We start from the raw sequence: 26,393 nt of genomic DNA, 5'->3' as shown, positions 1-26,393 counted from the left end.
ATAAACAGGAATAAGTTAAAGGAAGGGATGATTATGACATATACAGGGTCATGCCTATGTGGTGAAGTTGTTTTTGAGGTTGAAGGTTCTTTTAATAATTTCTACCTGTGCCATTGCGAACGGTGTAGGAAGGATTCAGGTTCTGCACATGCTGCAAATTTGTTTTCGTCTGAAGCCGAGTTAAGATGGTTGCAAGGTGAAGAATACGTGAGGACCTTTGATTTGGAAGGCCACATAAAAAGCTTTTGTATCCATTGCGGGTCCGCCCTTCCAAATATTCAAATGGAAGGGACCTTGCTCGTTGTTCCGGCGGGAAGCCTCGATTGTGATGTTCCGATCAGCCCTGATGGACATATCTATGTTGCATCAAAGGCTAATTGGGATGCCCAATTGGAAAAGATTCCTTCCTTCGACACCATTCCGCATGATGAACATGGGTGAGAGGTAAAAAGCATGGGTAAACAATAATATGTAAATGAAAGCTGCAGTTATGAAAAGTCGAGAGACTTGGTGTTATCGATTTAGTGTTTATCGCGCCTTGATAGTAGGTTAAATTTTGATGTATTGTCAGGAGTATGCGGTTATTTGACCGTTGATATTATTCCTACAAAAGGATAATTCATGAAGTGCTTCCATAGTTTTATTATAGCCTTATTACTGATTGCGACTCTTCCTGCCTGTAAAAAAAATGTCGATTCAACAGCCCCCGAGTTCAGCACCAGCTACACAGAGGTCTCCGATAAGAAGGAGGCGTTCGATAAAGGGTATTTTCAGGTAGTCGGGCGCGGAAATGGAGAGTCCAAATCCATGGCTCTGCTCGCTGCACGTTCGGTGGCACAGGCGCGTCTGGTTGAGATTGTGGAAGGGATTGAAGTTGAGCGAAATACGCTTGTCAAAGAAGGCAAAGTTCAAGGGGATATCATCCAAACCAAGGCCAAGGGGTTTATTAAGTTTTTTCCCCTCTGCGGGGAACAATACAATCCTGCCACCGGTAATGCCGAAGTCTGTTTACGGTTGCCCCTTAGGACAGGTGGGCTGGGTGATTTGGTTGAAGATCTGATTGAAAAGTAATGTAGGAGGAAAGTCTTCATGAAAAAAACTATCCAGCTTTTCCTACTTGGTTTCATAAGTTTATGTCTGACTGTTCCGGTTCTGGCTGACGGCGAGAAACAGATCTCCAAGTCTTCCGTACTCATAGAAGCCGAAGGCATGGCCTGTCTCGGACTTGACCGTACCCGCACTCAAGTGCGCAAATTAGCTTTGGATGATGCCAAGAGAAGTGCTAGCGAACGGGTCAGCACTTATGTTTCACGGGAGACCAGTGTTGATAAAGGTAAAGTCAGCAAGGACCTTATTGATGTCTATTCGCGGGCTACAGTCAAGGTGCTTGAAGAACTTGAGAAGGGCTGGCTTCAGTCAAAGGACAAGAGTGGGTATCTTGACCAGTGTTACAAAATTAAGATTAAAGCCGAGATAATACCTGCTGAATCGAATGCTGTTCAGAGCATTCATCAACAAGCCATTAATAATCCCCGCGCGCCTTTAACCGTTGAACTCTGGACCGATAAGGATACATACAAGCTGGGCGATTTTATGAAATTTTATTTCCGGGGCAATAAGCCTTTCTATGCCCATGCAGTATATGAAGATGCTGAAGGAAATCTTATCGAGGTAACACCATCCAACCGTTCAGCTTACTACAAAGGCGGTGTTATTTATGAAATTCCCGGGCAGGGTGATTCGTTCACTCTCCAGATAACGCCTCCGTTGGGTAAAGAGAAACTCATTCTCTATACCTCTACCAGTCCAATGCAAAGCTATCAGGGACAGAGGTCCGGAGAACTTTTGGTTATTGATAATAATATCAATGATCTTGGAGTGAAGACACGCGGTCTTACTATGCTTAAAGGCAGCAAGGACATGAAGAAAGCAGCAAAGGCGGAATTTGCAGAAACGCAAGCTAATGTTCTGGTTGAGAAATAGTTTGCGGGTTCTATCTTAAAATATTTAGCTTTGTGTACTTCTACTAATCTCAGCTCTCCCTATATATCTCCATGCTTTCCGAGTTTAATGATTATCTCAGTAAGTTCGTCTGCAAATGCTTCATCTATCGCTCCATGTCCGATCAGTAGCCGATACCACATGGACCCGAATATTAGGTCAACAAGTATGTCCAAATCTTGAGTTAAAGAAATCTCACCTGCTTCAGATGCCTGCTCAAGAATGGATCTTAGAATTTCCTGACGCTTTGCCACGAAATTTCCCCTGAATCTGTCTCTGAATGACTCATCTTGCTGCGCTAAGGACATCAGGTACCGAAGGTTGCTTCCGTCCCCTTCATTGATCGATTTCATGGAGCTTCGGAGAAACTGGCGCAGGGTCGTTTTTAACGATTCGTAGGGTGGAACAGGTATTTTAAGGTCCGCCTGACTTAGAACCGCTTCGAGAACAATATCGGCCAGTGAAGCCCACCAGCGGTAGATTGTCGGTTTGCCTACCCCGGCTTCTCTGGCAATTGCTTCGATTGTAAGTTTTTTTCCGCCATGTTCATTCAGCAACTTATAAGTCGCGTTCAATACGGCCTGTTGTGCCTTTTCACTTCTTGGGCGCCCGGCTTTAGTCTTAGTCATATATTTCACCTTGTTTTAGCTGATGCTGTCTTGTGCCATGCTTTGAGTGTATTGACAAGTTTATTTTCGTTACGTATCGTAATTAAATTAAGAGAGAGATTAAAACTAAAATCATAATTAAACGCGGAGTGCTTTAATGAATATTAAGTCTATAAAATTAATATATTTTTCTCCTACAGGAACCACTGAGCGGGTTTTACGGGCTGTTGCACGGGGGATTGGTGTTAAAGAAGTTGAGCTGATTGATATAACCAAGCCGGAAGCAAGGTTGCGTCAGCTGGAATTTTCAGAAGATGAATTGATTGTGGTTGGTGTGCCTGTGTATATGGGCAGGGTTCCGGGATTGTTGCAGGAATGGTTCGATAAAATTCAGGCTGCCGGCAGTCCGGTGGTTTGCGTGGTTGTCTATGGAAACCGCGTTTATGAAGATGCCCTGCTTGAGTTGAAGGATCTGCTGCAAAGGCAGGGTGCTATGCCTGTAGCTTGTGCGGCATATATCGGGGAGCATTCTTTCTCAAATGCCGAAATTCCAACAGCACAGGGCCGTCCTGATAATAGAGATTTAAGCCACGCCGAAATGTTCGGTTCTAAGATTCGGGAAAAACTGGATTCAATAACTGACCTTGCAGAGTCATGCGTGAATGATCTTCCCGGTGAATTCCCTTATCGCGGCAGCACGGAATTGTGGGATGTGGACTTTATTGCAGTAGATGACTCCTGCGTACAATGCGGGATATGTGCTGAAATTTGCCCCACAGGTGCTGTCGATGCCGAGGATAGTTCAGTAATCGATATAGTCAAATGTATCACCTGCTGTGCCTGTCTCAAGAAATGTCCCAATCAGGCCCGGACAATGAAAGACGGTCCGGTAAAAGATGCCCGGTTTAGGTTGAGTAAGTTATTTGCTGAACCTAAGGAGCCGGAGTTATATTTGTAGCTATATGCAGATTAGACAAAGAAAGTAGCAGGCGTGATCCTCTTTGGGGGTACGCCTGTCCTGTGTTCGGTACTGGATTAAGCACACCTTCTACGATAGTATGAATTTTACTGACGACGTTTTCAAATTTCCTTCCAATATTTTCATATTATCCCAAGGTAAAAGCTATGCCGATATATAAATCAATCTGTCCTTACGACTGTCCTACCACCTGCGGCCTTCTCGTAGAGAGCGACGGAACCCGAATTACCAAAGTGAAGGGTGATCCCGATGATCCCATCTGTGGTGGACTGATCTGCCGTAAGATGCAGCGCTATGAAAAATCTATTCATTCCCCGGACAGAATTTTAACTCCCCTAAAGCGTACCGGACAGAAAGGTGAGGGGAGATTTGAACCCATCTCATGGGATGAGGCTGTGGAAACCATTACCGGAAAATGGAAGCAGTCTTTGGATGAGTACGGACCGGACTCAATTCTTCCTTTTTATTATTCCGGAGTCATGAGCCTTATTCAGCGCAACTGCGGCGATGCTTTGTTCAATAAAATGGGGGCCTGCCAATTGATCAAGACCCTTTGTTGTTCAGCCAAGGGTGTAGGGTATCAAGCCGTTATGGGCAACACCGGGGGGCTTGATCCCCGCGAACTGGCGGATAGCGATATGTATATCGTATGGGGCAGCAACATGAAGGCTACCCGTTTGCAGAGCATGCCTGATCTGGTCAAAGGTCGTAAGCAGGGCAAGCATGTCGTCCTTATCGAATCCTTTGCCGGGGAAATGGCTCAGTATGCCGATCAGGTAGTGCTCGTAAAACCGGGAACTGACGGAGCATTGGCTCTCGGCATGATGCACGTGCTGGTCAAGGAAAGTCTGGATGATGCTGACTTTCTGCAGAATGAATCAGTTGGTTATGCTGAATTCAAGAATACTCTCGATGAGTACACACCGCAGTGGGCTGAGTCTGTATGCGGTGTGCCTGCACAGGTGATTGTTGAATTGGCCCGTGAATATGCCGCTGCTTCAGCTCCGGCAATCATCCTTGGAAGCGGGAACTCCCGCTACGGAAATGGCGGCATGACTGTCCGTCTGATAACTATCTTTTCTGCTTTTACCGGAGCATGGAAGCAGCCGGGCGGCGGTCTTTGCGGTTGTAATCCCGGAATGCGGGAGTATATTGACGCTTCCCGTATCACCCGGCCTGATCTGCGAAGCCGTGAAGGACGCAAGGTCAACATCAACCAGCTTGCCATGGCCCTGAAAGGTGAAGAAGGGCAGACTCCGATTCGCTGCCTGCATATCTACGGCAGCAATCCGGTCGGTTCTGTTTCCAACCAGCTCGGCATTGAGCAGGGTCTTGCTGACCCTGATCTTTTCACCGTGGTCCACGAACGGTTTATGACCGATACAGCCCGCTATGCGGATATTATTCTCCCTGCCACTTTCTCTGTGGAACAGTCTGATTGCTACAGTGCTTACGGCTATTGTTCTTTTGGAGCGGCTTATAAAATTATCCCCGCTGCCGGAGAGAGCAAGAGCAACTGGGATATCTTTTGTCTACTTGCGAAAGGTATGGGCTATACCGACAGTCATTTCCAGCGCTCTGAAGATGATTTGCTGGCGGAACTTCTTGATAACCCCATGGCTGGATTGCAGGACATTACTCCCAAGCAGCGTGAGGTTTTGAAAACCGGTGGCATGATTTCCCTGCATTTTGCCGACCATACAAGCTGGCAGACTCCTTCTGGAAAAATTGAGATAATTAACAGCACATTGAAAGATCAAGTTCCGCACTATCAGGAGTGCCACGGTGGGCCTTATCCCCTGCACCTGATTGCGGTGCCTAGTTCCGAAACTCTTAATTCCATATTCCTTGAGCGTGACGAGTTGGTGCAAAGCCGCGGTTCCATGTTTTTGGAGATTCATCCTGATGATGCCGCGGACCGTTCCATCACAGATGGTGACAGTATTGTGGCCTACAACGATCTGGGAGAAGTTGCTTTTACCGCCCGGGTGACTCCTCTGGTCGCCAAGGGGGCGGTTGCTGCTGCAGGAATCTTTATGCGCAGGCAATCAGGGAATGGGAATCTGGTAAATACCCTGCATCATGAAAGACTTTCCGATATTGGAGAGGCTACGACCTTGAATGATAATACTGTTGAAGTCCGGATTTAATCCGTGGCTTCAAGTTATTTTATATTATGGTTTACCTGACTGAGCCGATAGATTATTTTAATATAACCTCAAATTCCTTTTGGACTGGAGGTTCATATGAGGAGAAGTGTCTTAGGCGCAGTCGGGTTACTGCTTTTATTTACCATCGCAATCTATCTATTGCTGCCATTCAGGGCGGATAATAAATTATACAGGGTCGGTGTTCTGCAGTTTACCAGCAACAATCTGTCCACACTGCAGGGCTTCAAGGACGGTTTAAGAGAGCTCGGTTATATTGAAGGTAAAAATATTGAGTTTGACTTTGCAGGGCCGGCTCCCACCAAGAAAGATCTTGGAAGCTACATGCATACGTTGCTAGAGAATAAACCTGATTTAATTTTTGCATCCCCCACCCCGGCGGCAATAGTTGCAAAACAAATTACACACGGCACAAATATTCCGGTGATTTTTGCGCCTGTAAATGATCCCGTGGCAGCAGGAATAGTGAAGAATGAGCGTGCTCCGGAAGGAAATATTACCGGAGTCAGACTTTCGGCCAGTGATGGCCGAAGGCTGCAGTACCTGAAGTATGTTGCGCCTGCAGTGACTAAAGTTTTTATACCCTATAGTCTTGGGGATAAAAGCGCAGCAGCAAGCTTGAAAATGCTTGAAGAGGCTGCTCCCAAAGTTGGGGTAGAGCTTGTTAAGAAGCCTTTTTACCGGGAAACTGACCTCTTTGCTGACAAGGAATATGTGCCTGCGGATGTTGATGCGGTCCTTCTTCCCAGAGAAGGGCTGGTCATGTCTCGGATCAATGATTTTGTTGCCCTTTGCCTTGAACGCAAATTGCCTCTTTCTACACCACGTTTCAAACAGGTGGAGGCCGGTGCTCTGACCGGGTATGGATTCAATGGATATGAAATAGGCAGACAGAGCGCCCGCATGGCACATATGCTTTTTTCCGGTGCTCCGGTTTCTTCGCTTCCAGTGGAAATATCCGAAGATTACCTCTTTATAAACTTGAAAACCGCTAAAGCTATCGGCGTGGATATCAGTGATACCCTTTTGCGTCAGGCTAAGAATATAGTCAGATAATTAGGTTATAATGCGATCTCTTTATTCTATCCTTTTCCGTTCCTACATAGTGCTTGCGCTTGTTCCGCTGGTTTTGTTGGGCATAATGCTGACAGTCTGGATTGGCAGCGGTCAGATTGATGCTTCTTTACGGCAGGAGCAGGCAATGGCCAGATATATTGCCCATGATTTGAGGCAGCATTTTTCCATGTTGGAAGATAAACTTTTCAGTTTGAACCAGTACCGGAATTTTACTGCCCTGACGGATCAGGAAATACGTGATGTTGCGCAGGAGATGATCGCCCGAAAGTCTTTCATCTATTCCATAATAATTCTTGATGATACTGGCAGGATTAAAACAAGAGTTTCACCTAATATTGTTTATGACGGATCGGAACCTTTAGATCCTGCCGACTTGCAACTTTATAAGGAAATAATCAAAACCGGACAGGTCAACTACGGTCCTGTTCATGATGACCCCAATTTCCGAGAGTCATTGATGCTGGTGGGCGTGCCGCTAAAGGACAGAGCAACAGGTCGACTTGAGATTGTTCTCTTGGCTCAATTCAGGCTGGATGTGCTCTGGAATAATGTTGTGGATCAGAATTATCGGGATGGAGAAAATGTATTTCTCATAGCTGAGGATGGAAATGTTCTGGCCCACCCCAACCCTTCGGTGGTCCTTGCCAAAAGAAGCTTGTCTCTTAACGCTGGCAGCAGGATTAGAAAGAATTTTGATGGAAAGTGGGTCATTGGTGCCAGCGCTGATTTAAAACTTGGAGGACTCACGTATATGGTCGTTGCTGAGCGTGAGGTTGAAGCTGCTCTGGTCCCTGCAATACGGTCCGCAGGAGTGGCTCTGCTCGCAACGCTCCTTACCGCAGCCTTAGTCTTTGTCGCCACAGTTCGAAATGTTCGGAGGATTACCAGTCCGGTTAAGCTTTTGACTGAAGCAGCACTGAATATCAGGGAAGACGGTTTTTATCCCGGAATCACGGTCAGCGGTTTTAAGGAGATTAAAGAGTTATCTTTGGCTTTTGATGATATGACCCGCAATCTGCAACGTATGCTTGAAGAGTTGGAGCATGAGGTGCAGATCAGGAAAGAATCAGAAGAAGCTCTTTTGCGTAGTGAAGAGCGTTTCCGCGCTTTGCATAATGCTTCGTTCGGCGGGATAGCCATCCATGAGCAGGGTATTATTCTCGATTGTAATCAGGGGTTGGCTGAAATATCCGGCTTTGATGTAGATACCCTTGTGGGCATGGATATTATGGAATTGATATCCGAATCATCCCGTAATCTTGTTCAGAACAACATTCGCAACGAAGTTGAGGATTCTTATGAAGCCAAAGCCAAGCGTAAAGGTGGTTTTGAGTATCCGGTCCGGCTTGAGTCCAGAAATATTCCTTATAAGGGACGTCTTGTTCAGGTTCTTGAATTCAGGGATATGACCAGCCAGAAAAGGGCTGAGGAATTTATTATTCAGAATGAAAAGATGATGTCGCTTGGCGGGCTTGCAGCCGGCATGGCCCATGAGATCAATAACCCGCTGGCAGCGATTGTCGGGTCTTGCCAGAACCTGCGCAACAGGTTGCTCAAGGAAAACCCCATGAATATTAAAATCGCTGAAGAATGCGGAACTTCATTTGATAGTATGGTCAGTTACGCACAGGCCCGTGATTGCGACAAAATGGTTGAGTCTATCTACGAATCTGGAAAGCGGGCGGCGGATATTGTTAAGGATATGCTCAGCTTCAGCCGTCAGAGCGAGAAGTCTCTTGTCAGTAACAAAGTTACGGATTTAATGGACAGGACAATCAAACTTGTCAGCAATGATTACGATCTCAAGAAAAATTACGATTTCAAGAAGATCGATATCATAAAGGAATATGCCGATTCCAACGGTAATGTGATTTGTTACAGCAATCAGATTCAGCAGGTATTTTTCAATCTGCTCAAGAATGCAGCCCATGCCATGGCCGATAAGGAATATGTTGATGATACCCCCCGGTTGATTATCAGAAACTATATCAGAGATAATATGAGTGTGATTGAGGTGGAGGATAATGGTCCGGGGGTGACTGAGGATGCGCGTAAGAAAGTTTTTGAACCTTTTTTCTCCACTAAAGGACCCGGAAAAGGAACAGGGCTTGGTCTGTCAGTGTCATATTTCATTGTCGTCAAGCAGCATAGAGGTTCCATGGAAGTGTTTTCTGAGCCGGGAGAATGGACCCGTTTTGTGATCCGCATTCCCGTTAAAGGTCCTGAAAGTGTATGCGGGTAGGGTAGGTCCTGATATTTTTGTGTTTAATTTGAGAAAGAGTGTTGACAGTAGTTGCTGGATTCTATAAACACTTTTTCACCCAACACGAGTGGGGCTGTAGCTCAGTTGGGAGAGCGCTTGAATGGCATTCAAGAGGCCAGGAGTTCAATTCTCCTCAGCTCCACCAGATATTTCAAGGACTTACAATGAAAATTGTAAGTCCTTTTTTTGTTTGGGGAACCGGGCGGGGAACATTTGCGGTTCACCTGTTTGATGATTTTGAGAGTCAAAGGCTTTGGGTGTAGGTGTCATTTCACTATCGCACTCTTGCCTCGTCTTATGGGGCACAATCAACCAATGGACGGACCCCCATTTCTTGGCAAAATCCCATAAAAGAGGACAAAATCCAAAAGAGTTGAGTATAGTGTGGGCGGCGTTCGACCCCAGCCTTTAAATCGACAAGTATTTTTTGGAGTTTAGATTTTGATATGAAGTCAGCTACAATAACCATTTGCCGTACAGTGTTGGGGTAGGAACTGATTTCTTCAAATGAGCGAACTATATCGCCTGTATTTTTACGTATTCTATTAATTTGGGTTGTTATTTTATTAGCATTGAATGGTTCTGCCCACTTATGTGTTATTTTTTCTTAAATTCTTCGGTGTCAATAAAAATGTGACCGATATTTTTCTGAGCTTGCCCGATGACATCTTGTAGTTGTGATGCACTCGATGACGTTCCATGTTTATGTTTCGATATGTAAAATGATATCTCAGGATTACTTCCGCGGTAATCCCCCGACAATTAATCCTCGTGGTTCTCGGCTTTGGGCTAGGCAGGTACTTTTAGTCTGTCCATTTGCCTGCGTTCGGAACAAAATGATCCTGCTACAAGATTGTGGACACAAGGTTAAGCCGCTATCCTGACATTTACAGGAGAAGCAAATGACTAATCCCAAACGTCGGACTTATGACCCAGAATTCAAACGTAATGCAGTTCTTTTGAGTGAAGATCCGTCTCGCACACATTCCGAAGTTGCTGAGAGCTTCGGAATTTCTCGTGAGATTCTTTATCGATGGCGCCGTGAATTATTACGAGATGGTGGAGCAGCCTTTTCCGGTCAGGGGAACGAAGTTTTAACCGATGAAAAACGCAGAATCAAAGACCTAGAAAAAAAGCTACGTGACGCTGAAACAGAGCGGGATATCCTAAAAAAAGCATTGGCCATCTTCAGCAGAGCACCGAAATGAGATTCCAATTTATCAAAACGAACCGCTCCATTTTTCCGGTGAAGAAGATGTGCCAAACCTTAGAAGTTTCCCGGAGCGGTTTTTACGGGTGGTTATCAAGGCCTGAAGCAAAAAGATCTATTGAAAATAAAGAGTTGCAGCAACGCATTCGAGAACTTTATTTTGAACATGGTCAAATGGCGGGAAGCCCTATGATTACAGCAGATTTGCAAGCTGAAGAATGATTCAGCAAAGTCAGCTGCACACGAGTTGCAAGGAAAATGAAGGCCATGGGACTTCAGTGTAAAACCGTACGAGAATTTGTGGTTACCACTGATTCCTCTCACAAGGAGCCTGCAGCACCCAATCTACTGAACCGCCAGTTTTTTGTATCTAGGCCGAACACAGTTTGGGTAACGGATATTACGTATATTAAAGTAGGCAGAAAATGGTTCTACCTTACGGTTTTTATAGACTAATTTTCACGTATTGTTGTTGGCTGGGATTTAAGTGATTCACTGGAAAGAAGTTCAGTTATTCGAGCCTTCAATAAAGCTCTGGTACGGCGTAGCCCCTCCAAAGGACTGATGATTCACAGTGATCAGGGGGTGCAGTATGTCAGTCGAGAATTCAGAGAAATGCTCGTGAAACATGGCTGTATTCAAAGCATGAGTCGCCGGGATAATGCAGTTGCCGAGTCCTTTTTTCACACCTTAAAAACGCAAATGGTCTATCACAGAAAATTTTCAGATAAACTTGAAGCAGAAATTGCTCTGCTCATGGGCGCAAATCCGGACCGGATCACCAAATATATCGCGCTTGACAACTATACCCAGCACAACCCCGCCGTGGGTGACGGGCTTGCGGGATTTGGCGCAGCCCTCAAAGCTATGGCTGATGCTGGAACACCTATGATATATACCAATAATCACATGATACTCGGAGAAGGAAGCTTCGTGCTGAGCGTTTCCGAAGGCGAGTTCCTAGGCAAGTATGTTTCATTCTACGATCTGTTCAGGGTCGAGGATGGAAAAATAGTGGAACACTGGGACACCATTGAGGAAATTTTGCCCCGGTCCGAGTGGAAAAATGCTAATGGTTAATTTTAAGAACCAAGAATAATCAAGTGGAAGATTCCGTCTGTCTCCGCATGCGGAATTTGCCCATGCACAGGCGGAGAAAAGGTGGAAAATCAATGCGCACTGCGTGCATACCGGCAGGCCGTTCAGCTTGATGAACCTTTTGAGCACGTGGCAATAAAGCCATTGGCTGATGTCGATAAGGGGGGCTGTTGCAACTCTCCTGAAATTCTTTTGTTCCGAGTGAAAGGATATTTTTTTCTGTAGAAGCCGACTATGAGAAGTATCGCAAACTGCTGACCATGCGACATCCACAGCCCATCCCGGATGAGATTCAGTTCCTGCTGGATCGGCTGCTGGGTTCATGTTATATCTCCTGCTTGGAGCTGGCTGCTCAGGTTCGGGGCGTCCGCTCAGTGGCTTTCTGTTGTATTTCTACCGGGGTATTCGGATTCCCCAGTAACCGGATAACAACGTGGCTGAAAAAGCCATCCCTTCGTCGTGGGGTGGAAGAACAGGCTCTTCGCCGGTTCTCCTTGAGACGCAAAGGCCAGTCCCATCGTCTCTATTCTCGTATCTAGACCGCCAAGGCCTGCGGCCTCATCCCTACGAGTCTTTACTCCATGTCTTTGAACGACGGCCTTCCCAAAAGGGCAAAGGCTGGCCATTTGCGTGTTGACATAAATAAAACAAGCACTCTAAAAAAACAGAAACACTTTTTTCTTCAATAAGGAAACAAAATGAAGATATTCATGGGAATGTACAACATCGCCAGCTTGATGCATGACTACACCGCAGGATTTCAAAAGCTGGGACATGAAGTTTTTTCCGTTCATTTGGGAGACAGCCCCATTCAAAGTCAAGATGTTGACCTTTGCATCCCTCATATGCTTGCGGCAAAACAAAAAGAAGGCACCACCAATGAAGACCTAGCCATCTATAGTGACAGCCTGCTAAAGGAGGCCTGGGATAAAGCACTCAATTCAGATGTATGCATGTTTTTTTGGGAATCCTTCCTAAAGGACGCATCGGACATACGACTGCTGAAAAAAATGGGGAAAAAAATTATTATCCGCCTTTGCGGATCAGAAGTCAGAATCCCCGAAATATCAAAGGAAGCTCACCTCTTTTACAGCAGTCCCTATACTGAATACATGGAAAACACCCCTGCTATAATTGAAAAAAAACTCCGCTATTTGAGAACTGCGGAACTGTACGCAGATTTAATTATAGGACACTCGGACTTTTCGCTTCGTCCCGCCTCGCATACCCACGCATGCCTGTTCAATTCTGATGGATATGCAAAGGAAACACGGCAAAATGAATATCCCATAATTTTACATGCTCCATCAAAAACTGCCACCAAAGGAACTGGAGCATGGCTTCAGGTCTTTGACATATTACGCTCATCAGGCCTAAAATTTGGAACTAAAATTGTTCAAGGACTCCCCCACTCCCAAATGCCTGAAGAATATGCCTCAGCGGACATATTCTGTGATTCACTTATCTATGGAGGAAGAGCGAGCCTGGAAGCCATGGCGGCAGGGTGTATTCCGGTAGGAAGAGGATACGCTGCTACGGCTGAAAGTTACATAAAAAATGCAGATGAATTCCTGAACAATGAAGCCATCCCTCCAACATCCCAAAACCATAAGCTGTGGCTGAAACATTCAGGGCTCCTCGAAAATGCCATTAATAGACCCGGTATCTTTGTTACACCTGAAAATGCTGTTCAAAAGCTAGCAAAGTTAATAATGAACTTTCCTGCAAGGTTAAAAATTGCCCATGAATGTTACACATACGCCACAAAAACCATGTCGCCTGAAAACGCATGTGACAAAATCATTGCTTACCTTAATGAGCCAGAGAAGACAGAGCACAAAATGACCTTAATTCCAAAAGTTTTCTTCAATAAACATTTCACTGCCGAAGTCTCTTCACAAGAGAATAAAGAAATATACAACAAATATAATAAAATGGTTAAATACTGTCGATGGTATAAGAAGCATGTGACTCCTTGTCACCGAAATGGTCTGCAATTTTGACAGACAAGACTGAATAAACACAAGGAACAACAAATGATAGACATCGCCTTTCCCATTACCAGTCGCTGCAATCTTCGCTGTCCGTCATGTCCAGCGGACGAATTAGCTGACAATCAAAAGCTAAGACATACCCCTCTGAACACATGCGAAAAGATCTTCTCCCGAATGGTAGAACTTTTTGGAACGAATGTGTCACTTAAACTTTATACATTTAACGAGCCTCTTCTACACCCCGACATTCTTGGTGTTTTGGATCTTGTCCAGAAGAATGGGCTAACATGTGAGATAAGCACAAACCTTAATGTTAATTGTGATCTTGCAAGCGTTCTATCACATCCGGCCATAACAAGAGTGGATGTATCTGTTTCTGGATACACGCAAGAAACTTATTCCAAGGGTCATAAAGGCGGAAATATAAGCCGTGTTATTGAAAATCTACACTCGATTAAAAATTATCCTCAATCTAAAAAAGTCCATATCAAATTTCATAAATATTCAGACAATTATCGGGACTATATAGAATTCAAAAAGCTAAGCGAAGACTGGGGGTTCAATTTCGACCCGACAACCGCTATATACATGCTTACTTGGGATTATTTTTTAGACCTTATGAATTCAGCAGAACACCGTTTTCCTCCAAGGGCGGAGGAGGTTTTTCCACGACTTATCAATGCAAAACATTGGAAGCCCACCCTGACAGACAAACTTCAAGACATTCCGTGTCACTTTCAAAGTCAGGTTCTTTATTTAAATTATATTGGAGACATATATACATGCTGCCAGACTGGATACAGTAGAGAGTTATTAATCGGAAATATCTTTCAACATAGTTCAGCTGAAATTTTCAAAAAGAAAAAGGAATCTTCGATATGCAAAATATGCAAACAGAACGGCCTTCATGTAGAGGCTGTTTTGAAACAAATGCTTTTCAGTAAACCTGTTTCAGCCGAAGAACAACACAAAATTGAAGAACAATGGATTGCTTTTTTAAATAAAGACACTAACAAAAAGACCGCTCCCGTATATATTTATGGCGCAGGATGGTTTGGCAACAGATTATACCAACTACTAAAAGCTAACCAGATTAATACATTGGGTTTTATAGATGATGATCCTAAAAAAGCAGGCCAGACAAAATTCGGTTTGGACATTAAGACCATGAAAAGCATTCCGCCTAAAGAATTGGCCGCAGCAGACATAGTCATGTTTATGGCAGTATCAGCAGAAACACTGGCAAATCTCAAAAAGAAAACTTATGAGTATTGCGGCAAAGAACCATACAGCTTTCTTGAATACATAACAATATTATCCAGCTAAGAGAACTAAACACAACCATAGTTCACAGCACACAATTTATGACCTATGCCCCAACCACCCTATAAAATTATTCTTTATATATAGCTAGACACGTATACCATGCACAACCATGAACACAGAGAGCGAACTACAATGTCTAACCAGAATAAACCTGACCTTACACTTGAATCGATATGCTGCCCTGTATGCAAAAGTTGCCGTGCAAAATTTATATTTTCGCGTCAGGATCATTCGCGGATGGTGAGTAAATATAGCTTCCCTGTTGTGCAATGTGAAGAATGCGGCATGGGCTATCTACAACAACGACCTACACAAGAAACCATGCCTGTTTTTTACCCAAAATCTTTTTATATCGCCAACAAAGCCCGTTATGTTACTGACACTATTTCAGACCGTAAACTTAAAATGGTTACCCAATTCACAGAAAAGGGCAGCCTTCTCGATATTGGGTGCGCAGGAGGAGAGTTCGTTGATTATGCATCTAAAGACAAATGGGATGCACATGGTTACGAATGGTCAGATCTGCCCGACAGCACCTGTTCAGATAGAATTCTCCACGGTAGAATACAAGAGGCCTATTCGAACAGACAATTTGATGTTCTAACAGCGTGGGCTGTACTTGAACATGCGTTAAACCTAGAAGAACTTATGACTGAAGCTGTTAAACGACTCCGTCCCGGAGGACTGTTTGTCAGTTTGGTTACTAATTTTGACAGCATTCCTGGCAGGTGGATGCAGCAGGATGACATTCCGAGACATGTGAATCTATTTACCCCCAAAAGCTTATCGCTGTTGCTGGAGCAGCATGGCTTGGAACCTATAAGCTGGGACTACGGAAATAGCATTTACTCCGGTTCACATCGAGGGATGCTTGTCTTTCTTGTCAAAAGGCTTTTGGGAGAGTCTATGGATTCCATAGTAGCGCAGCACAGACAGCCAGGCAGGCGAAAAGAATTTTGCGACATGCTCCACGGAAAACCATCGAGATTAATATATTATCTAAGCAGATTAGACAACAAACTAGCTCCCACGATAGACGCCATAGCAACAAGACTCAGAAGAGGTATGATAATGACATGCATAGCAAAGAAAAAATGAGTACACCAACTATCGCAACACAACACTATACGCACTCACAGACATATACAAAAATGTCTCTTTGCTAAGTATCTTTAATTAGCACACAAGCTCCTGTAGAAAGAGAAATTACACTTTCGGGCTTGTCCGCCATAAATTCATTAATTGCTTTTGTGCATCCTGGACAAGTTCCAACACCGTAATCATCGCACACAAGTACTCCGCCAGGATTCAATCTTGGATAAAAGAAACGTATGCTTTGCAGGGTGGGGGCATAAAGATCTACGTCAATATGTACAAATGAAAATTTCAAATCCTCAACTTTATGAAAATGATCTGGAATCCAACCTTTGTAAACAGATATATTTTCAACGAATTCCTGGAGATTCTCCATCAACTCCACTTCAGAAGCTTGAAGCGCATTTTTTTCCCAATGTCCCCCATCAAATTCGTTGGGTTCCGACAATCCCTCAAATGAATCAAATATATGGTGATGACGATTACTTCCAGCTTCTTTATTTTCTTTACAGATCAGGTAGGACGAGGAACCTCTGTATGCGCCGCATTCCGCAGTATCTCCAGGGACAGCATGAGCAAACTTCATAAACTGCAACATGTTCCACCGTCTATCTGAATTCATCAGCCAGTCTTCACCCATTGCACTTAAATAATTGCAAAATTCCTCATCATTCCACCAATCAACATGTGGAGATTTAAAACGATATTCAGGACAAAAAATCTTACCGCAAGCCAACAGCCATCGAAATTTATCTTGTAGTGACTTTGGAGGATATGGCAAATAATGCTGCGGAATATCCGCAGGTAATTTTTCGAATTCTTCCTGTACTACCTTATATAGCTTTTCAAACATAAATCCCCCAATTTTTCTAAATTTTAATATAAATTAGTTATTTTTAAACACTGCAGCAAGAAACGTCAATCCTATAGCTAGTCAGTCCTGAAAAAGCTGTTTCAACAGCTATTCAAAATTTGCAGCAAGTCACAGCCTTGAGTTGACGATCGAAAAGTGTGGCAGGATCAAAGAGAGCAAAAAACTCTTCCAACTGCCGCATCCACGCCTTTGAGGTCGCACCGGGCCATTCTACGGTCGTGTTTGAGATGGCCTATGATCGGCTTGATGGCGGCACGGCGAGGAAAATGGTGTCGGGCCTTCTGTCGCTGATACTGTGAGTCGTTTTTCTTGGGAGGCTTGGAAGTCAGGATTTGTACATCTCCGACTTGCTTTAAACCTCTGTTGCCACGGTCACAGATTGCTACTGATGGACAGGTTTCAGTGATGCTCCAATACTGTGTTAGTACGGTAGTCCCCCCATTTATAGGGGGGCTGAAAAGTAGAGGCTATGCAGCCATTCTCAGTTTTTGCATCGGGGTGATGCCGCCAATGCCCATATTGGGGCGTTCATTATTGTATGTCCAGAGCCATTTGGTTGCGTAGCCTTGCACTTCTTGGATGCTTTCAAACATGTAGTGGCTCAACCAGTCGTACCGCACGGTCCGATTGAAGCGTTCAACATACGCATTCTGTTGCGGTTTTCCCGGTTGGATATATTCAAGTCGTATATTTTCTTTTTCTGCCCACGATAGCAGTCTGTTGCTGATATACTCAGGACCGTTATTGCACCTTATTGCATTGGGCTTACCGCGCCATTCGATAATCTGATTCAACGTTCGAACAACACGATCCGCAGGCAATGACAGATCTACTTCAATGCTCAAGCCTTCACGATTATAATCATCGATCACGTTCAACAAACCAAAACTGCGCCCATCTTCCAATTGGTCATGCATAAAATCCATGGACCAAATTTGATTAGCAGCTTCGGGCTGCGATAATGACTCCGGCTTTTCTCGCACGAGCCGTTTCTTAGGCTTAATGCACATGTTAAGCTCAAGCTCTCGGTAAATTCGATACACACGCTTATTATTGCATGAAAAGCCCTGCACGTTGCGCAGATACAGGAAGCACAATCCAAAGCCCCAGTTGCGTTGATTGTGCGTCAACCGGATCAGCCAGTCAGCAATAAGTTCATTCTCAGCGGATAGTTTGGGTTCATACCTGTAGCAAGTTTGGCTGATGTGAAAGGCTTCGCACGCCTGACGGATATTGACTTTTTCTTCCTTTACAGATGCCTTTGCCATCTTGCGCCGACAAGACGGCTTTACCACTTTTTTTCGAGAGCTTCCTTGACGATCTCAGCTTTCAATCGTTCTTCGGCATACATTTTCGTTAGCTGACGATTCTCGCGCTCCAGCTCTTTCATTCGGGCCATCAAGGATGCGTTCATACCGCCGTACTTGGAACGCCACTTGTAGAACGTGGCTCTGCTCATTCCGTGTTCACGGCAAAATTCGGCAACGGGAAGACCGTTTTCGGCCTGCTTCAAAATACTCAAAATCCGACTGTCGCTGTAACGGGACTTTTTCATCTGAATTTCCCCGGTTTTCTTTACGAGAAAATCCTACTTTTCAGAACAATTAATTTTCGGGGGGATTACCGTACCTTCGGCAAATTGTGTACGTCATAAATGTTCGTATCGAAGCTCATCGCGCCGACAATGATACCCGTAGTTTTTGTCACTACCACAGATGCCTTGCGCCCAAACTTATACTACATCATTTCGACCGGTTTTCTAAATAAAAACAATATTTACTGGGCGAAAAAAGTACATTGCGTGGAGGGATTTGTTAATTTATTTCAAGATGGTGTATGTTTTTTAGGGCTGACTAGCTAGAATATTCATACAATTCCCAGACACATTAACCGACTGTGAGGTTTATTCTTCACTCATCAATTAGCAGTTCGAAAAAATCCAGACTTACAAAAATTCTTGTGCCCACAACTCTAACATAAGCAGCCCCCACAAAACATTACCATGCCGCCCTTTACCGGAAGAATGATCATTTATCATTTTTTCCACAATAGAGGTATTTACCCATGCCCGTTCTCTGGCAGATTTTGACAAGAGACTATCTGCGAGTAACTCCAACAGATCCTGCCTCAACCACTTTGCAATAGGGGCTCCAAAACCTTTTTTGCGTCGATAGACTAAATTTGATGGCAGATATTTTCTAGCCAATTCTTTTACAAGCCACTTCGGTTCAAAACCGACACTAAAACTCCCACAGTTATCCACTTTTGTGCGGCGAATCCTGAACCTTGTTGGCAGGGAAAGCGCAAAATCAGCAACATCATTGTCTAGAAACGGAGAACGCACCTCCAGCGATGATGCCATAGAAGCTATGTCTATTTTCGGCATTAAGGTGCTTGCTAAATAATAATCCAACTCAAAAAGTTGTATACGGTCCAAAGGGGCATTGCTAATGTTCGTGGAAAAATGTTTTAGCATTAAACACAAAGAAAGTGGTGGGGTTGCAGCAGCAATCAGTTCTTGAGAACAGATCCGTTTCTTAGCCTCACCACAGACCCTTGCCCAATGATAATAATATTTGGCTGTCCCTGCATCAATGTCCCACGCCTTCAGAACTTCATCGGTACATCTATTACGCAAATTATGTTTTAATTCATCCATAAAAGCGAGCAGATGAGGATTATCTTTAACTACATCCCCATAAATAAAGGGGTTTAAAAATCTTTCATAACCTCCGAAAAGATCATCCCCTCCATCACCAGAAAGAACAACTGTAACATGCTTTGCTGTAATATCAGCAAGCATCCAGGTCGGAACAGCAGATGAGTCGGCATAGGGTTCACCGTATTGTCGCACTATAGCGGGTAATAAATATTTGATTTTAGGAGATACAACTTCAGAGTGATGTTTCGTTTCATAAATACGTGCAATTTCATCGGCGAATGGCCGCTCATCATATTCCTGGTCATCAAATCCCATGGAAAAACTGCGCATATCTCCATGGTTTCGGCAGGCAATGGCGGTAATTAGAGAACTGTCCACTCCGCCGGAAAGAAAAAGTCCCAGCGGGACCTCACTTTCTAGATGAGTACTAACTGCATTCTGCAGCAGTAGATCCAGCTCTTCCGCGGCTTCTAGATCACTTCCGGAAAATCTATTGCTAAATACAGGAGTCCAGTATCTCCATTTTTTCATGCTCCCGCTTTCCAAAAAAAAGCATTCCCCCGGCCCCAGCTTATTGATCCCTTTGAATGCGCATAATGGAGCCGGAACAGATTGCACTGTCAAATAATGATAAACAGCATTCAGGTCAGGTTCTCTTGTCAGAGTTCTATCTTCAAATAGCGAATTGAGTTCGGAAGAAAAACTCAAGCGTTCACCTTCATGAGAAAAAAATAATGGTTTCTGCCCAAAACGGTCACGCGCCGCAAACAAAGTCTGCGCCCCACTATCCCACACAGCAAAGGCGAACATTCCTGAAAGCATGTTTACACATTTCGGGCCGAATGCAACATACATCTGCAAAAGCACTTCAGTGTCTGAATCTGTGTGAAAGGAATAACCTGTAGCTTCCAGTGAGGAACGCAACTTTCTAAAATTATATATTTCGCCATTAAAAACGATTACATACCTGCCGTCATAACTTCTCATGGGCTGGTTTGCAGCAGAGGAAAGATCAAGAATGGAAAGTCTGGAATGCCCTAAAGAGGCAGGACCTTGGCCCCAAATATTCTGATTATTCGGCCCCCGGTGGTAGAGCGCAGCAGTCATACGTTTAACAGCCACCAAATCATCGACACTGCTCCCACCCGAGTAATCAATTATTCCACAGATACCGCACATGTAATCCTCTTAAAAAAACTTTTCCCAATTCAACATTATCTTATCGGGATGGAAACGCTCACAAACGCTTTTCGCCTCCCGTGCCATGGAGAAGCGCAAAGCATCGTTCCCAAGAATTTTTTTGGCAGATTGCTGTAAAGCATGTTCGTCTCCGGGTGGAATCAGAATGCCGTCAACTCCGTCCCGTATAATTTCCCGGGGACCTGTGAGACAGTCATAACTAAGAACCGGACAGCCCGAAGCCATACTCTCCAGCAGGACATTGGGAAATCCTTCGAATTTTGATGTGAGAACAAATAGTTCTGCCTGTTCAAAGATCCCTTTCAAATCTTCCAAAGCCCCGGGCATGTGCACTCGATCCTCAAGCCCTTCAGCACAAACCAATGCCTCCAGTTCCTCCCTTAAACTACCTTCGCCAAGAACTAAAGCATTTATTTCCGGGAAATCCAAGACTAACACGCTAAAAAGCCTTATAAAATGGTCTATGCGTTTTTCGCATTCCAGACGTCCGGCAGTAACAAGAAAACGGGAATCGGGAAGTAGATTTGATCCGTGAACAAAATTATTTTCAACGAAGGTCTCGGAACAATAGCTTTCTGAAACAGGATTAGGGATAACAGACATTTTTTCTTCTGTAAGTATATTGCGTCCCCAAAAATCACGACCTGTTTCAGTCTGAAGGACGACCTTGTGGGCTTGAGGATAAACCTGACACCTTAATTTCTCTTCTCTCTCAGGAAAAGGATTTGAAGGAGGGTAGGATCTTTCTGAAACAACGGTACGGCAAGGGAGATCTTTGGTTGCCAAAATTGTGCGCAAGTTCATCCGGGTCAGAAAACTTATGACTGGCAAAGGGCGTGCAACGGAGGAAGCCAGACAAAACTCAATCGCCTTTCTCAGACAAGCTATATTATAATTTTCTTCTGTCCAAACGGTTTCGGCAGGAACGGCTTCTTCATAATCATCCAGCCCCAGCCAGATTATACGACTATCCAGTTCATAGTCCTGAACATCTTTATGGAAGGTAATTAGATAAACTTTTACCCCTCTCGCAGCCCACCAGTTAGCCATGTTCACCATGCATCGCTCAGCCCCGCCAAAACAAAGAACAGGTAGAACAAGAACAACAGTATTCAGAGCTGAGTCAATAAAGTTTTTCTTCAAGAATCTTCCCTGTAGAGAATTGAATGGGAGTTTACTTGGAAAAATCCTGACAGGCTTTAATAAATGGGGATTTATCCTGGACAAAATTCTGTTTCCCTTCGAGGACTGCCTCAAGTAAATTTGTCCACATTCCCATTACAAAGTCAGGGTTACATTTTTTACAAATCTTTTTTGCTTCAGCTCCCATCTGTGCAGCTTTGTCAGGATTATCAAGCATAAACAGAATATTTTTGAGCAGAGCTTCGGTATCTTCAAGGGGAACCAGTTGGCCGTTTTTTCCGGGTTCAATCATGAATCCCGGACCGGATGGACAATCAAAGCTGACTACGGGAAGTCCTATGGCCATGGATTCGACCAGCGCATTTGGAAAACCTTCGAAACGTGAAGGGAAAACGAACAAAGAAGCATGCTGGATTATGGAATGGGGATTTTTAATAAATCCAGGCATAAAAACTTTATCGGCAATTCCAAGTATTTCAGCCTGTAACTCAAGATCTTTCCTGTTTTCCCCTTCTCCCAGAATAACAAGTGAATATTCGGGCCAGCGCGTAAAAACCTCAGGCATAACTTTCAACAACAGGTCAAAGCCTTTCTGGGGATGAAGTCGCCCCATACAACAAATGAACTTGTCGGGAAGCCACTCCGGTTTTTCATCTCCGCCGATATCCAGCGGCAGAACCGGATTATGAATGACATGAACTTTATGAGAAGCAAGAAACTTGTCAGCCCATTCTTTTTTGACGTTGCTTGTCAAAACAGTGACAGCATCAGCACAGGGATAACACATTCGCATCAATGCCTTCTTCAACAGGCCGTAATTTTGGGTGTGGGGATCTATCCGTTCGGCAATAACAACCTTAACCCCTATCGAGCGGGTTGCAACAATAACCGGAATATTTGTCCTGTCCATAAAACTGACAACCAGATCATTGCCTTCTTCAACAATAGCCTTCCGTAATGAACTGATACGCCAAGGAAATCCAAGTAGTTGAGCCAATGATAGGTTTGGTTTAAGCCAGACCCGCCTAACCCTAGGATCAACAGGATATGCATCCGTTTCGGGTGAAACAGAGGTAATAATAGTAACAGAAATTCCCATGGCGACCCAATAATTGGCCATTGTACTCATGACACGTTCGGCACCGCCCCCCATCAATGAGCGGATAATCATCGTGATACCTTTCAAACGCATAGCTTTCTCCCAAGTGGAGTTTTCCATATTGTGCACTTGTGACTAAAGGTGCATTATTTCCCTGCTACAAACCACACAAAAAGAAATACAAAATACATGCCAACAAATCAAGTTCTTAGAATTTTCTTATGCGCAAAAGATATCAATTTGACAGAAAGACTACCTCTTCTTAAGCACACAGGGCCAACTTTCCTAGCCCACTCCGGGCATTAAGATTGCCGCAGGATTAGGGACCGCACCGTAAGTGTCTTGGCGGTCCTATCTATTTATATTTTTTGAAATTTTGCATACTCATTCATCAAGCCCAAAGGAGTGTTTATGTCAGAAAATATTGGAAGCAGGTCGAATAATGAAAAGTATTGGCAGAAACTGGTGAACAACTGGCGCGAAAGCGTCCTGAGCCAAGCTGAATTCAGCAAACAGGCTAATATTTCTGAGCGGGTGCTTGGTTGCTGGAAGCGGAAGTTTGAACGCAAGCAGGTTCCCGGCGAAAAATCCCATACAGTGGTTGCTGTTCCCATCGAGCGAAATACCTCCCCAAAACAGAATTCGCAGCTAATCATTATTCATGCATGGCACAGATTACGTATCAATCGTGTCCGGTTAAGCTGGAATAAAAACGTCCAAAAACTCCTCAAAAAATGTTATGTAATTTGAGGTTAAATAATGAAAAACAAAGGAGAGTTTGGACGTACTTATAGTGACACAATTCTTTCCCAACTGCTACAGCTGATACCTAGACATGTTTTTGAAGCCGTGGAGCGGGAGCATCCGAGTGCAAGAAAGGCTCGTGTTTTTACCCGCTGGGCTCAGTTTGTTATTTGGCCGTAGGCCTTCCATGCGTGACGGAATCCGTAATTTTGATGCAATTTATTAGCAATTCTACCACCTCGGGGTCAATAAGATATCACGTTCAACCTTCTCTGATGCTAACAACAAACGTCCTGCTGATTTCTTCGAGACGTTGCTCGGTGAGATGTACAAACGGTGCAAAATGTTCATCTCGGTGCGTTTTTGGATAGCGATGCTTACGCTTTGTTTGAGATTTCATCCCTTCGGCTGCGAGTACGCGCCTTTTTAATTTTGCTATATTTTTTAGCCCATTGCCGGATGATCATGAACTGCATCCAAGCTGCTCCGCAGCTTCGTTGTATGAATATCCAAGTTCGGTGACCAGCTTAACGGCAGACTTCTTAAATTCTTCTGAATACTTTCGGTTACTCATGACTGTCTCCATGAGCTGACCTTAACTTCTCAGAGACTATCCGTCATCTATAGGGTACTTCACAGGGAGATGGACCCGCTAAGAATTCTCTTGCTCCACTGAAAGGATAGATTGCTTGTTTTTTGTTGAAAAGGAAACAATCTGGTCTTCAATAAGGGGAACCACCCACAGCCGCAAATCCTGGAAAATCACCAAAACAAGTTTTCAATAGATTGAATTAATTCAATTATTTAAATGGTTGGACGACTGTCTCCGTCAATGGCATTCAAGAGGCCAAGAGTTCAATTCTCTTCAGCTCCACCAGATATTTCAAGGACTTACAGTGAAAATTGTAGGTCCTTTTTTCGTTTGGGTAACCGGGCGGGGAACATTTGTGGTTCACCGTGTTGGTGATTTTGGGTGGTGTTTAAAATAATAACAGCCAGCCCCTTTAGAGAGGGGCTGGCGTACTAAAGTAAGTCTATGTCAAAGACTGGGTGCTTTGTTTCTTCCACTGACGGAGTTCAATGATTAGGCCATCAGGATCTTGAATCTCAGCGCGTAAGACTTCACCCAGATCAGCGGGCCCCCATGTGATAGGAATCTTTTTGCTTTCCATATAGGCGACGGCCTTGGACATATCCTCAACCTCTAAGGCCAGTGCTCGGTAGCCGACTTTCCACGGAGCTTCCGACTTTGGCTCCGGGTTGTCTATCGACATGATTTCGATGACCGTATCGCCCAATTTAAGATAGATAACTTCTTTCATTGGCGGCATATTTATTTCATTTCGACTCTGAATCTTAAATCCGATGATATCGACATAGAAGTTAATAGTTCTTTCTGCATCTGTCGGCACTATTTCTACATGATCAATTCTTTTAAACATATTTAATTCTCCTTTGATGGTTTACATCTAATATTTAGATATCACCGCCATTCATTACGGTTGATAATTCTTCTATTTTGTTATTCTTGATCCGGTAATTGTATATTGCCTCAAGGTCTTTAAATACCTTCACTATGGTGTAGAGCCCCTGCAGTTGAGCCATGTCTGCTCCAGCCATAGCCGCACCTTGTCGGGCCCGTCTGCCGGCATACATGTACAGATACTGCTTAAGCTGCAGGAATCCATCACTAAGAGGGTCTTTCCCTAAGAGATTTTTCTCAGCAAGTTCTTTATTCATTTCGGCAGTTTTATCCCAATATACATTGTAAAGATTGATTGTTTCGTCCCGAATTTCAAAAGCTACGTTTGAATGAAGAGAGCTGTGACAACCTTTGCAAGCCTTTCTCATCTCCTTGTCGCCCTTTAGTCCGTCTCCACGTTCACCTGTGCGTTTTTCTGTGCGTGGAGCCCAGAGATTCCAAGTAAGACGTTCATTTATGTTATGGGTGGTGGAAAGTTCACCGATTCCGCTCATATGACAGACCGCGCATGTGGGAGCATCGTAATCGCCGGGTTCCCAGGTTTCCGGGGCTGCCTCAAAGTTCCATTCTTCGCCGTGTACGCTGAAGAGCTGTCCGTGCTTGGAGGCCTCGTATATTTCGATCTGAGGATGATCCGGTCCCAGATGACAGCTTCCACATGCTTCAGGTTTACGGGCCTCTGCTACAGAAAATTCGTGGCGGGTATGACAGGTCCCGCAGTTGCCAAGCGAACCATCCGGGTAGCGGGTGCTGTGACCTCCCGGCCAGGTCATGTTGATAGGCTTGTTGTCTGGACCCAGTTCTACATTTGCTCCATGACATGCCTGACATGAATTGCGGGGGACGATATTAGTTGCTGACCCCGGCTTCACCCCCAATGACTGCGCTCCTTCTTCGTAATATATGAGACGTTTGGTCCAGGGGGTATCATTAATGATTTTATTGGATAGTTCTGCATGTGATGATTTTAGAAACTGTTCCACTTCACGGGGATGGCAGCGACCACAGGTGGACGATGAGACCATGGGGGATGTATAAATATCCGTACCACGCAATCCTTCGCACTGGGAGGCCATGGGTGAGTCCTTTTCCACCACATGACAATCATAGCAGGAAATGGAGGCATGTCCCATTTTGCCGTTCTTCCAGTTCTCGACAATTCCGGGAGTTTTTTGAGAGTGGCATTCAATGCAGTTTTTTGCTTCTTCCGTGTATCCCCTGTTCACGACGAGCGCTTTGTGTTGAAGTTTAAGGCCATCGGTCTGTGTTTGCTCAGCATGAGCCGTTCCGATCATAATAAAACTGAAGGTGCTCAGTATTAATAGGGTTATCCTTAAAGTTTTCATCCTACCTCCTCCTTTAATGGGTG

Annotated in this window: 23 protein-coding genes, 1 tRNA gene and 1 pseudogene; 16 read left to right on the top strand and 9 right to left on the bottom strand. The window is 44.4% G+C overall.

Annotated features, from left to right (window positions below):
• The first annotated feature begins 33 nt into the window (after positions 1–33).
• The 3 genes from ACKU40_RS11425 (at position 34) to ACKU40_RS11415 (ending at position 1,983) form a co-directional block, all read left to right on the top strand.
• Positions 34–441 carry a GFA family protein gene (locus ACKU40_RS11425; RefSeq protein WP_320172927.1) on the top strand — a complete coding sequence of 136 codons (408 nt, stop codon included), beginning with the start codon at positions 34–36 and terminating at the stop codon, positions 439–441.
• Positions 442–621: 180 nt separating this feature from the next.
• Positions 622–1,071 (top strand): hypothetical protein, encoded by a 450-nt coding sequence (locus ACKU40_RS11420; RefSeq protein ID WP_320172926.1) that lies wholly within the window; start codon positions 622–624, stop codon positions 1,069–1,071.
• Positions 1,072–1,089: 18 nt separating this feature from the next.
• Positions 1,090–1,983, top strand: a complete 894-nt coding sequence (locus ACKU40_RS11415; protein ID WP_320172925.1) for a DUF4384 domain-containing protein — start codon at positions 1,090–1,092, stop codon at positions 1,981–1,983.
• Positions 1,984–2,042: 59 nt separating this feature from the next.
• On the opposite strand, the gene ACKU40_RS11410 is transcribed toward ACKU40_RS11415, so the two are convergent.
• Entirely contained in the window at positions 2,043–2,630 is a 588-nt protein-coding gene (locus ACKU40_RS11410; protein WP_320172924.1) for a TetR/AcrR family transcriptional regulator, read from the bottom strand.
• 136 nt (positions 2,631–2,766) lie between these two features.
• Here ACKU40_RS11410 and ACKU40_RS11405 point away from each other — a divergent pair, with 136 nt between their 5' ends.
• The 11 genes and pseudogenes from ACKU40_RS11405 to ACKU40_RS11355 all read left to right on the top strand — a co-directional run bounded on the left by ACKU40_RS11405 (position 2,767) and on the right by ACKU40_RS11355 (position 15,822).
• Positions 2,767–3,567 (top strand): EFR1 family ferrodoxin, encoded by an 801-nt coding sequence (locus tag ACKU40_RS11405; protein ID WP_320172923.1) that lies wholly within the window; start codon positions 2,767–2,769, stop codon positions 3,565–3,567.
• Positions 3,568–3,734: 167 nt separating this feature from the next.
• Entirely contained in the window at positions 3,735–5,738 is a 2,004-nt protein-coding gene (locus ACKU40_RS11400; RefSeq protein WP_320172922.1) for a molybdopterin-dependent oxidoreductase, read from the top strand.
• Positions 5,739–5,834: 96 nt separating this feature from the next.
• Positions 5,835–6,812 (top strand): ABC transporter substrate-binding protein, encoded by a 978-nt coding sequence (locus tag ACKU40_RS11395; RefSeq protein WP_320172921.1) that lies wholly within the window; start codon positions 5,835–5,837, stop codon positions 6,810–6,812.
• 10 nt (positions 6,813–6,822) lie between these two features.
• Positions 6,823–9,075, top strand: coding sequence for an ATP-binding protein (locus tag ACKU40_RS11390; protein WP_320172920.1), 2,253 nt, complete (start codon positions 6,823–6,825; stop codon positions 9,073–9,075).
• Between the two features lie 90 nt (positions 9,076–9,165).
• Positions 9,166–9,241 (top strand) — tRNA-Ala (locus tag ACKU40_RS11385).
• Positions 9,242–9,998: 757 nt separating this feature from the next.
• A pseudogene (locus ACKU40_RS11380) lies at positions 9,999–11,059 on the top strand (IS3 family transposase); the annotation flags it as partial.
• 408 nt (positions 11,060–11,467) lie between these two features.
• On the top strand, positions 11,468–11,629 hold the full coding sequence (locus ACKU40_RS11375; protein ID WP_320172919.1) for a hypothetical protein: 162 nt from the start codon (positions 11,468–11,470) through the stop codon (positions 11,627–11,629).
• Between the two features lie 35 nt (positions 11,630–11,664).
• Positions 11,665–11,943: a macro domain-containing protein gene (locus ACKU40_RS11370; RefSeq protein WP_320172918.1), complete on the top strand. Its 279-nt coding sequence runs from the start codon at positions 11,665–11,667 to the stop codon at positions 11,941–11,943.
• A 159-nt stretch (positions 11,944–12,102) separates the two neighbouring features.
• Positions 12,103–13,407, top strand: a complete 1,305-nt coding sequence (locus ACKU40_RS11365) for a hypothetical protein (RefSeq protein ID WP_320172917.1) — start codon at positions 12,103–12,105, stop codon at positions 13,405–13,407.
• Between the two features lie 33 nt (positions 13,408–13,440).
• Positions 13,441–14,724: a radical SAM protein gene (locus tag ACKU40_RS11360; protein ID WP_324293020.1), complete on the top strand. Its 1,284-nt coding sequence runs from the start codon at positions 13,441–13,443 to the stop codon at positions 14,722–14,724.
• 132 nt (positions 14,725–14,856) lie between these two features.
• Complete coding sequence (locus ACKU40_RS11355) at positions 14,857–15,822, top strand: methyltransferase domain-containing protein (protein WP_320172915.1); 966 nt, start codon at positions 14,857–14,859, stop codon at positions 15,820–15,822.
• Positions 15,823–15,886: 64 nt separating this feature from the next.
• Here the strand turns inward: ACKU40_RS11355 and ACKU40_RS11350 are convergent, their stop codons facing one another.
• From ACKU40_RS11350 to ACKU40_RS11330, 5 genes are all read right to left on the bottom strand, one after another.
• Positions 15,887–16,672 (bottom strand): TylF/MycF/NovP-related O-methyltransferase, encoded by a 786-nt coding sequence (locus tag ACKU40_RS11350; RefSeq protein ID WP_320172914.1) that lies wholly within the window; start codon positions 16,670–16,672, stop codon positions 15,887–15,889.
• A gap of 488 nt (positions 16,673–17,160) precedes the next feature.
• Positions 17,161–18,248 (bottom strand): IS3 family transposase gene (locus ACKU40_RS11345; protein WP_320172913.1). Its coding sequence is split into 2 segments (ribosomal slippage): positions 17,161–17,996 and positions 17,996–18,248, totalling 1,089 coding nucleotides; the frame shifts between segments, so codons are not numbered across the junction.
• A gap of 390 nt (positions 18,249–18,638) precedes the next feature.
• Entirely contained in the window at positions 18,639–20,534 is a 1,896-nt protein-coding gene (gene asnB, locus ACKU40_RS11340) for an asparagine synthase (glutamine-hydrolyzing) (RefSeq protein ID WP_320172912.1), read from the bottom strand.
• Positions 20,535–20,543: 9 nt separating this feature from the next.
• Entirely contained in the window at positions 20,544–21,698 is a 1,155-nt protein-coding gene (locus ACKU40_RS11335; RefSeq protein ID WP_320172911.1) for a glycosyltransferase, read from the bottom strand.
• Between the two features lie 31 nt (positions 21,699–21,729).
• On the bottom strand, positions 21,730–22,890 hold the full coding sequence (locus tag ACKU40_RS11330) for a glycosyltransferase family 4 protein (RefSeq protein WP_320172910.1): 1,161 nt from the start codon (positions 22,888–22,890) through the stop codon (positions 21,730–21,732).
• A gap of 318 nt (positions 22,891–23,208) precedes the next feature.
• Here ACKU40_RS11330 and tnpA point away from each other — a divergent pair, with 318 nt between their 5' ends.
• Together tnpA and ACKU40_RS11320 are read left to right on the top strand one after the other, a co-directional pair.
• Positions 23,209–23,547 (top strand): IS66 family insertion sequence element accessory protein TnpA, encoded by a 339-nt coding sequence (gene tnpA / locus ACKU40_RS11325; protein WP_320172909.1) that lies wholly within the window; start codon positions 23,209–23,211, stop codon positions 23,545–23,547.
• Between the two features lie 9 nt (positions 23,548–23,556).
• Positions 23,557–23,721, top strand: a complete 165-nt coding sequence (locus ACKU40_RS11320) for a DUF4372 domain-containing protein (RefSeq protein WP_407944285.1) — start codon at positions 23,557–23,559, stop codon at positions 23,719–23,721.
• A 283-nt stretch (positions 23,722–24,004) separates the two neighbouring features.
• Here ACKU40_RS11320 and ACKU40_RS11315 read toward each other — a convergent pair whose 3' ends face one another.
• The 3 genes from ACKU40_RS11315 to ACKU40_RS11305 form a co-directional block, all read right to left on the bottom strand.
• Positions 24,005–24,115: a transposase gene (locus ACKU40_RS11315; protein ID WP_320172908.1), complete on the bottom strand. Its 111-nt coding sequence runs from the start codon at positions 24,113–24,115 to the stop codon at positions 24,005–24,007.
• 460 nt (positions 24,116–24,575) lie between these two features.
• The gene (locus ACKU40_RS11310) at positions 24,576–24,983 is read right to left on the bottom strand and encodes a VOC family protein (RefSeq protein ID WP_320172907.1); all 408 of its coding nucleotides are present in this window, start codon (positions 24,981–24,983) and stop codon (positions 24,576–24,578) included.
• A 34-nt stretch (positions 24,984–25,017) separates the two neighbouring features.
• The gene (locus ACKU40_RS11305) at positions 25,018–26,370 is read right to left on the bottom strand and encodes a multiheme c-type cytochrome (RefSeq protein WP_320172906.1); all 1,353 of its coding nucleotides are present in this window, start codon (positions 26,368–26,370) and stop codon (positions 25,018–25,020) included.
• Positions 26,371–26,393: the final 23 nt, after the last annotated feature.

Origin of the sequence: Maridesulfovibrio sp. (genome assembly GCF_963666665.1) — a bacterium.
Taxonomy (GTDB): domain Bacteria; phylum Desulfobacterota; class Desulfovibrionia; order Desulfovibrionales; family Desulfovibrionaceae; genus Maridesulfovibrio.
Note: the sequence above shows the minus strand (reverse complement) of the source record. Positions and strands in the feature narration are given on the sequence as shown.

Bases quoted from the DNA above. Each gene is read 5' to 3' on its own strand.
- ACKU40_RS11425 (WP_320172927.1), top strand. From the start codon at position 34: ATGACATATACAGGGTCATGCCTATGTGGTGAAGTTGTTTTTGAGGTT.
- ACKU40_RS11420 (WP_320172926.1), top strand. From the start codon at position 622: ATGAAGTGCTTCCATAGTTTTATTATAGCCTTATTACTGATTGCGACT.
- ACKU40_RS11415 (WP_320172925.1), top strand. From the start codon at position 1,090: ATGAAAAAAACTATCCAGCTTTTCCTACTTGGTTTCATAAGTTTATGT.
- ACKU40_RS11410 (WP_320172924.1), bottom strand. From the start codon at position 2,630: ATGACTAAGACTAAAGCCGGGCGCCCAAGAAGTGAAAAGGCACAACAG.
- ACKU40_RS11405 (WP_320172923.1), top strand. From the start codon at position 2,767: ATGAATATTAAGTCTATAAAATTAATATATTTTTCTCCTACAGGAACC.
- ACKU40_RS11400 (WP_320172922.1), top strand. From the start codon at position 3,735: ATGCCGATATATAAATCAATCTGTCCTTACGACTGTCCTACCACCTGC.
- ACKU40_RS11395 (WP_320172921.1), top strand. From the start codon at position 5,835: ATGAGGAGAAGTGTCTTAGGCGCAGTCGGGTTACTGCTTTTATTTACC.
- ACKU40_RS11390 (WP_320172920.1), top strand. From the start codon at position 6,823: ATGCGATCTCTTTATTCTATCCTTTTCCGTTCCTACATAGTGCTTGCG.
- ACKU40_RS11370 (WP_320172918.1), top strand. From the start codon at position 11,665: ATGCGACATCCACAGCCCATCCCGGATGAGATTCAGTTCCTGCTGGAT.
- ACKU40_RS11365 (WP_320172917.1), top strand. From the start codon at position 12,103: ATGAAGATATTCATGGGAATGTACAACATCGCCAGCTTGATGCATGAC.
- ACKU40_RS11360 (WP_324293020.1), top strand. From the start codon at position 13,441: ATGATAGACATCGCCTTTCCCATTACCAGTCGCTGCAATCTTCGCTGT.
- ACKU40_RS11355 (WP_320172915.1), top strand. From the start codon at position 14,857: ATGTCTAACCAGAATAAACCTGACCTTACACTTGAATCGATATGCTGC.
- ACKU40_RS11350 (WP_320172914.1), bottom strand. From the start codon at position 16,672: ATGTTTGAAAAGCTATATAAGGTAGTACAGGAAGAATTCGAAAAATTA.
- asnB (WP_320172912.1), bottom strand. From the start codon at position 20,534: ATGTGCGGTATCTGTGGAATAATTGATTACTCGGGTGGGAGCAGTGTC.
- ACKU40_RS11330 (WP_320172910.1), bottom strand. From the start codon at position 22,890: ATGCGTTTGAAAGGTATCACGATGATTATCCGCTCATTGATGGGGGGC.
- tnpA (WP_320172909.1), top strand. From the start codon at position 23,209: ATGTCAGAAAATATTGGAAGCAGGTCGAATAATGAAAAGTATTGGCAG.
- ACKU40_RS11320 (WP_407944285.1), top strand. From the start codon at position 23,557: ATGAAAAACAAAGGAGAGTTTGGACGTACTTATAGTGACACAATTCTT.
- ACKU40_RS11315 (WP_320172908.1), bottom strand. From the start codon at position 24,115: ATGAGTAACCGAAAGTATTCAGAAGAATTTAAGAAGTCTGCCGTTAAG.
- ACKU40_RS11310 (WP_320172907.1), bottom strand. From the start codon at position 24,983: ATGTTTAAAAGAATTGATCATGTAGAAATAGTGCCGACAGATGCAGAA.
- ACKU40_RS11305 (WP_320172906.1), bottom strand. From the start codon at position 26,370: ATGAAAACTTTAAGGATAACCCTATTAATACTGAGCACCTTCAGTTTT.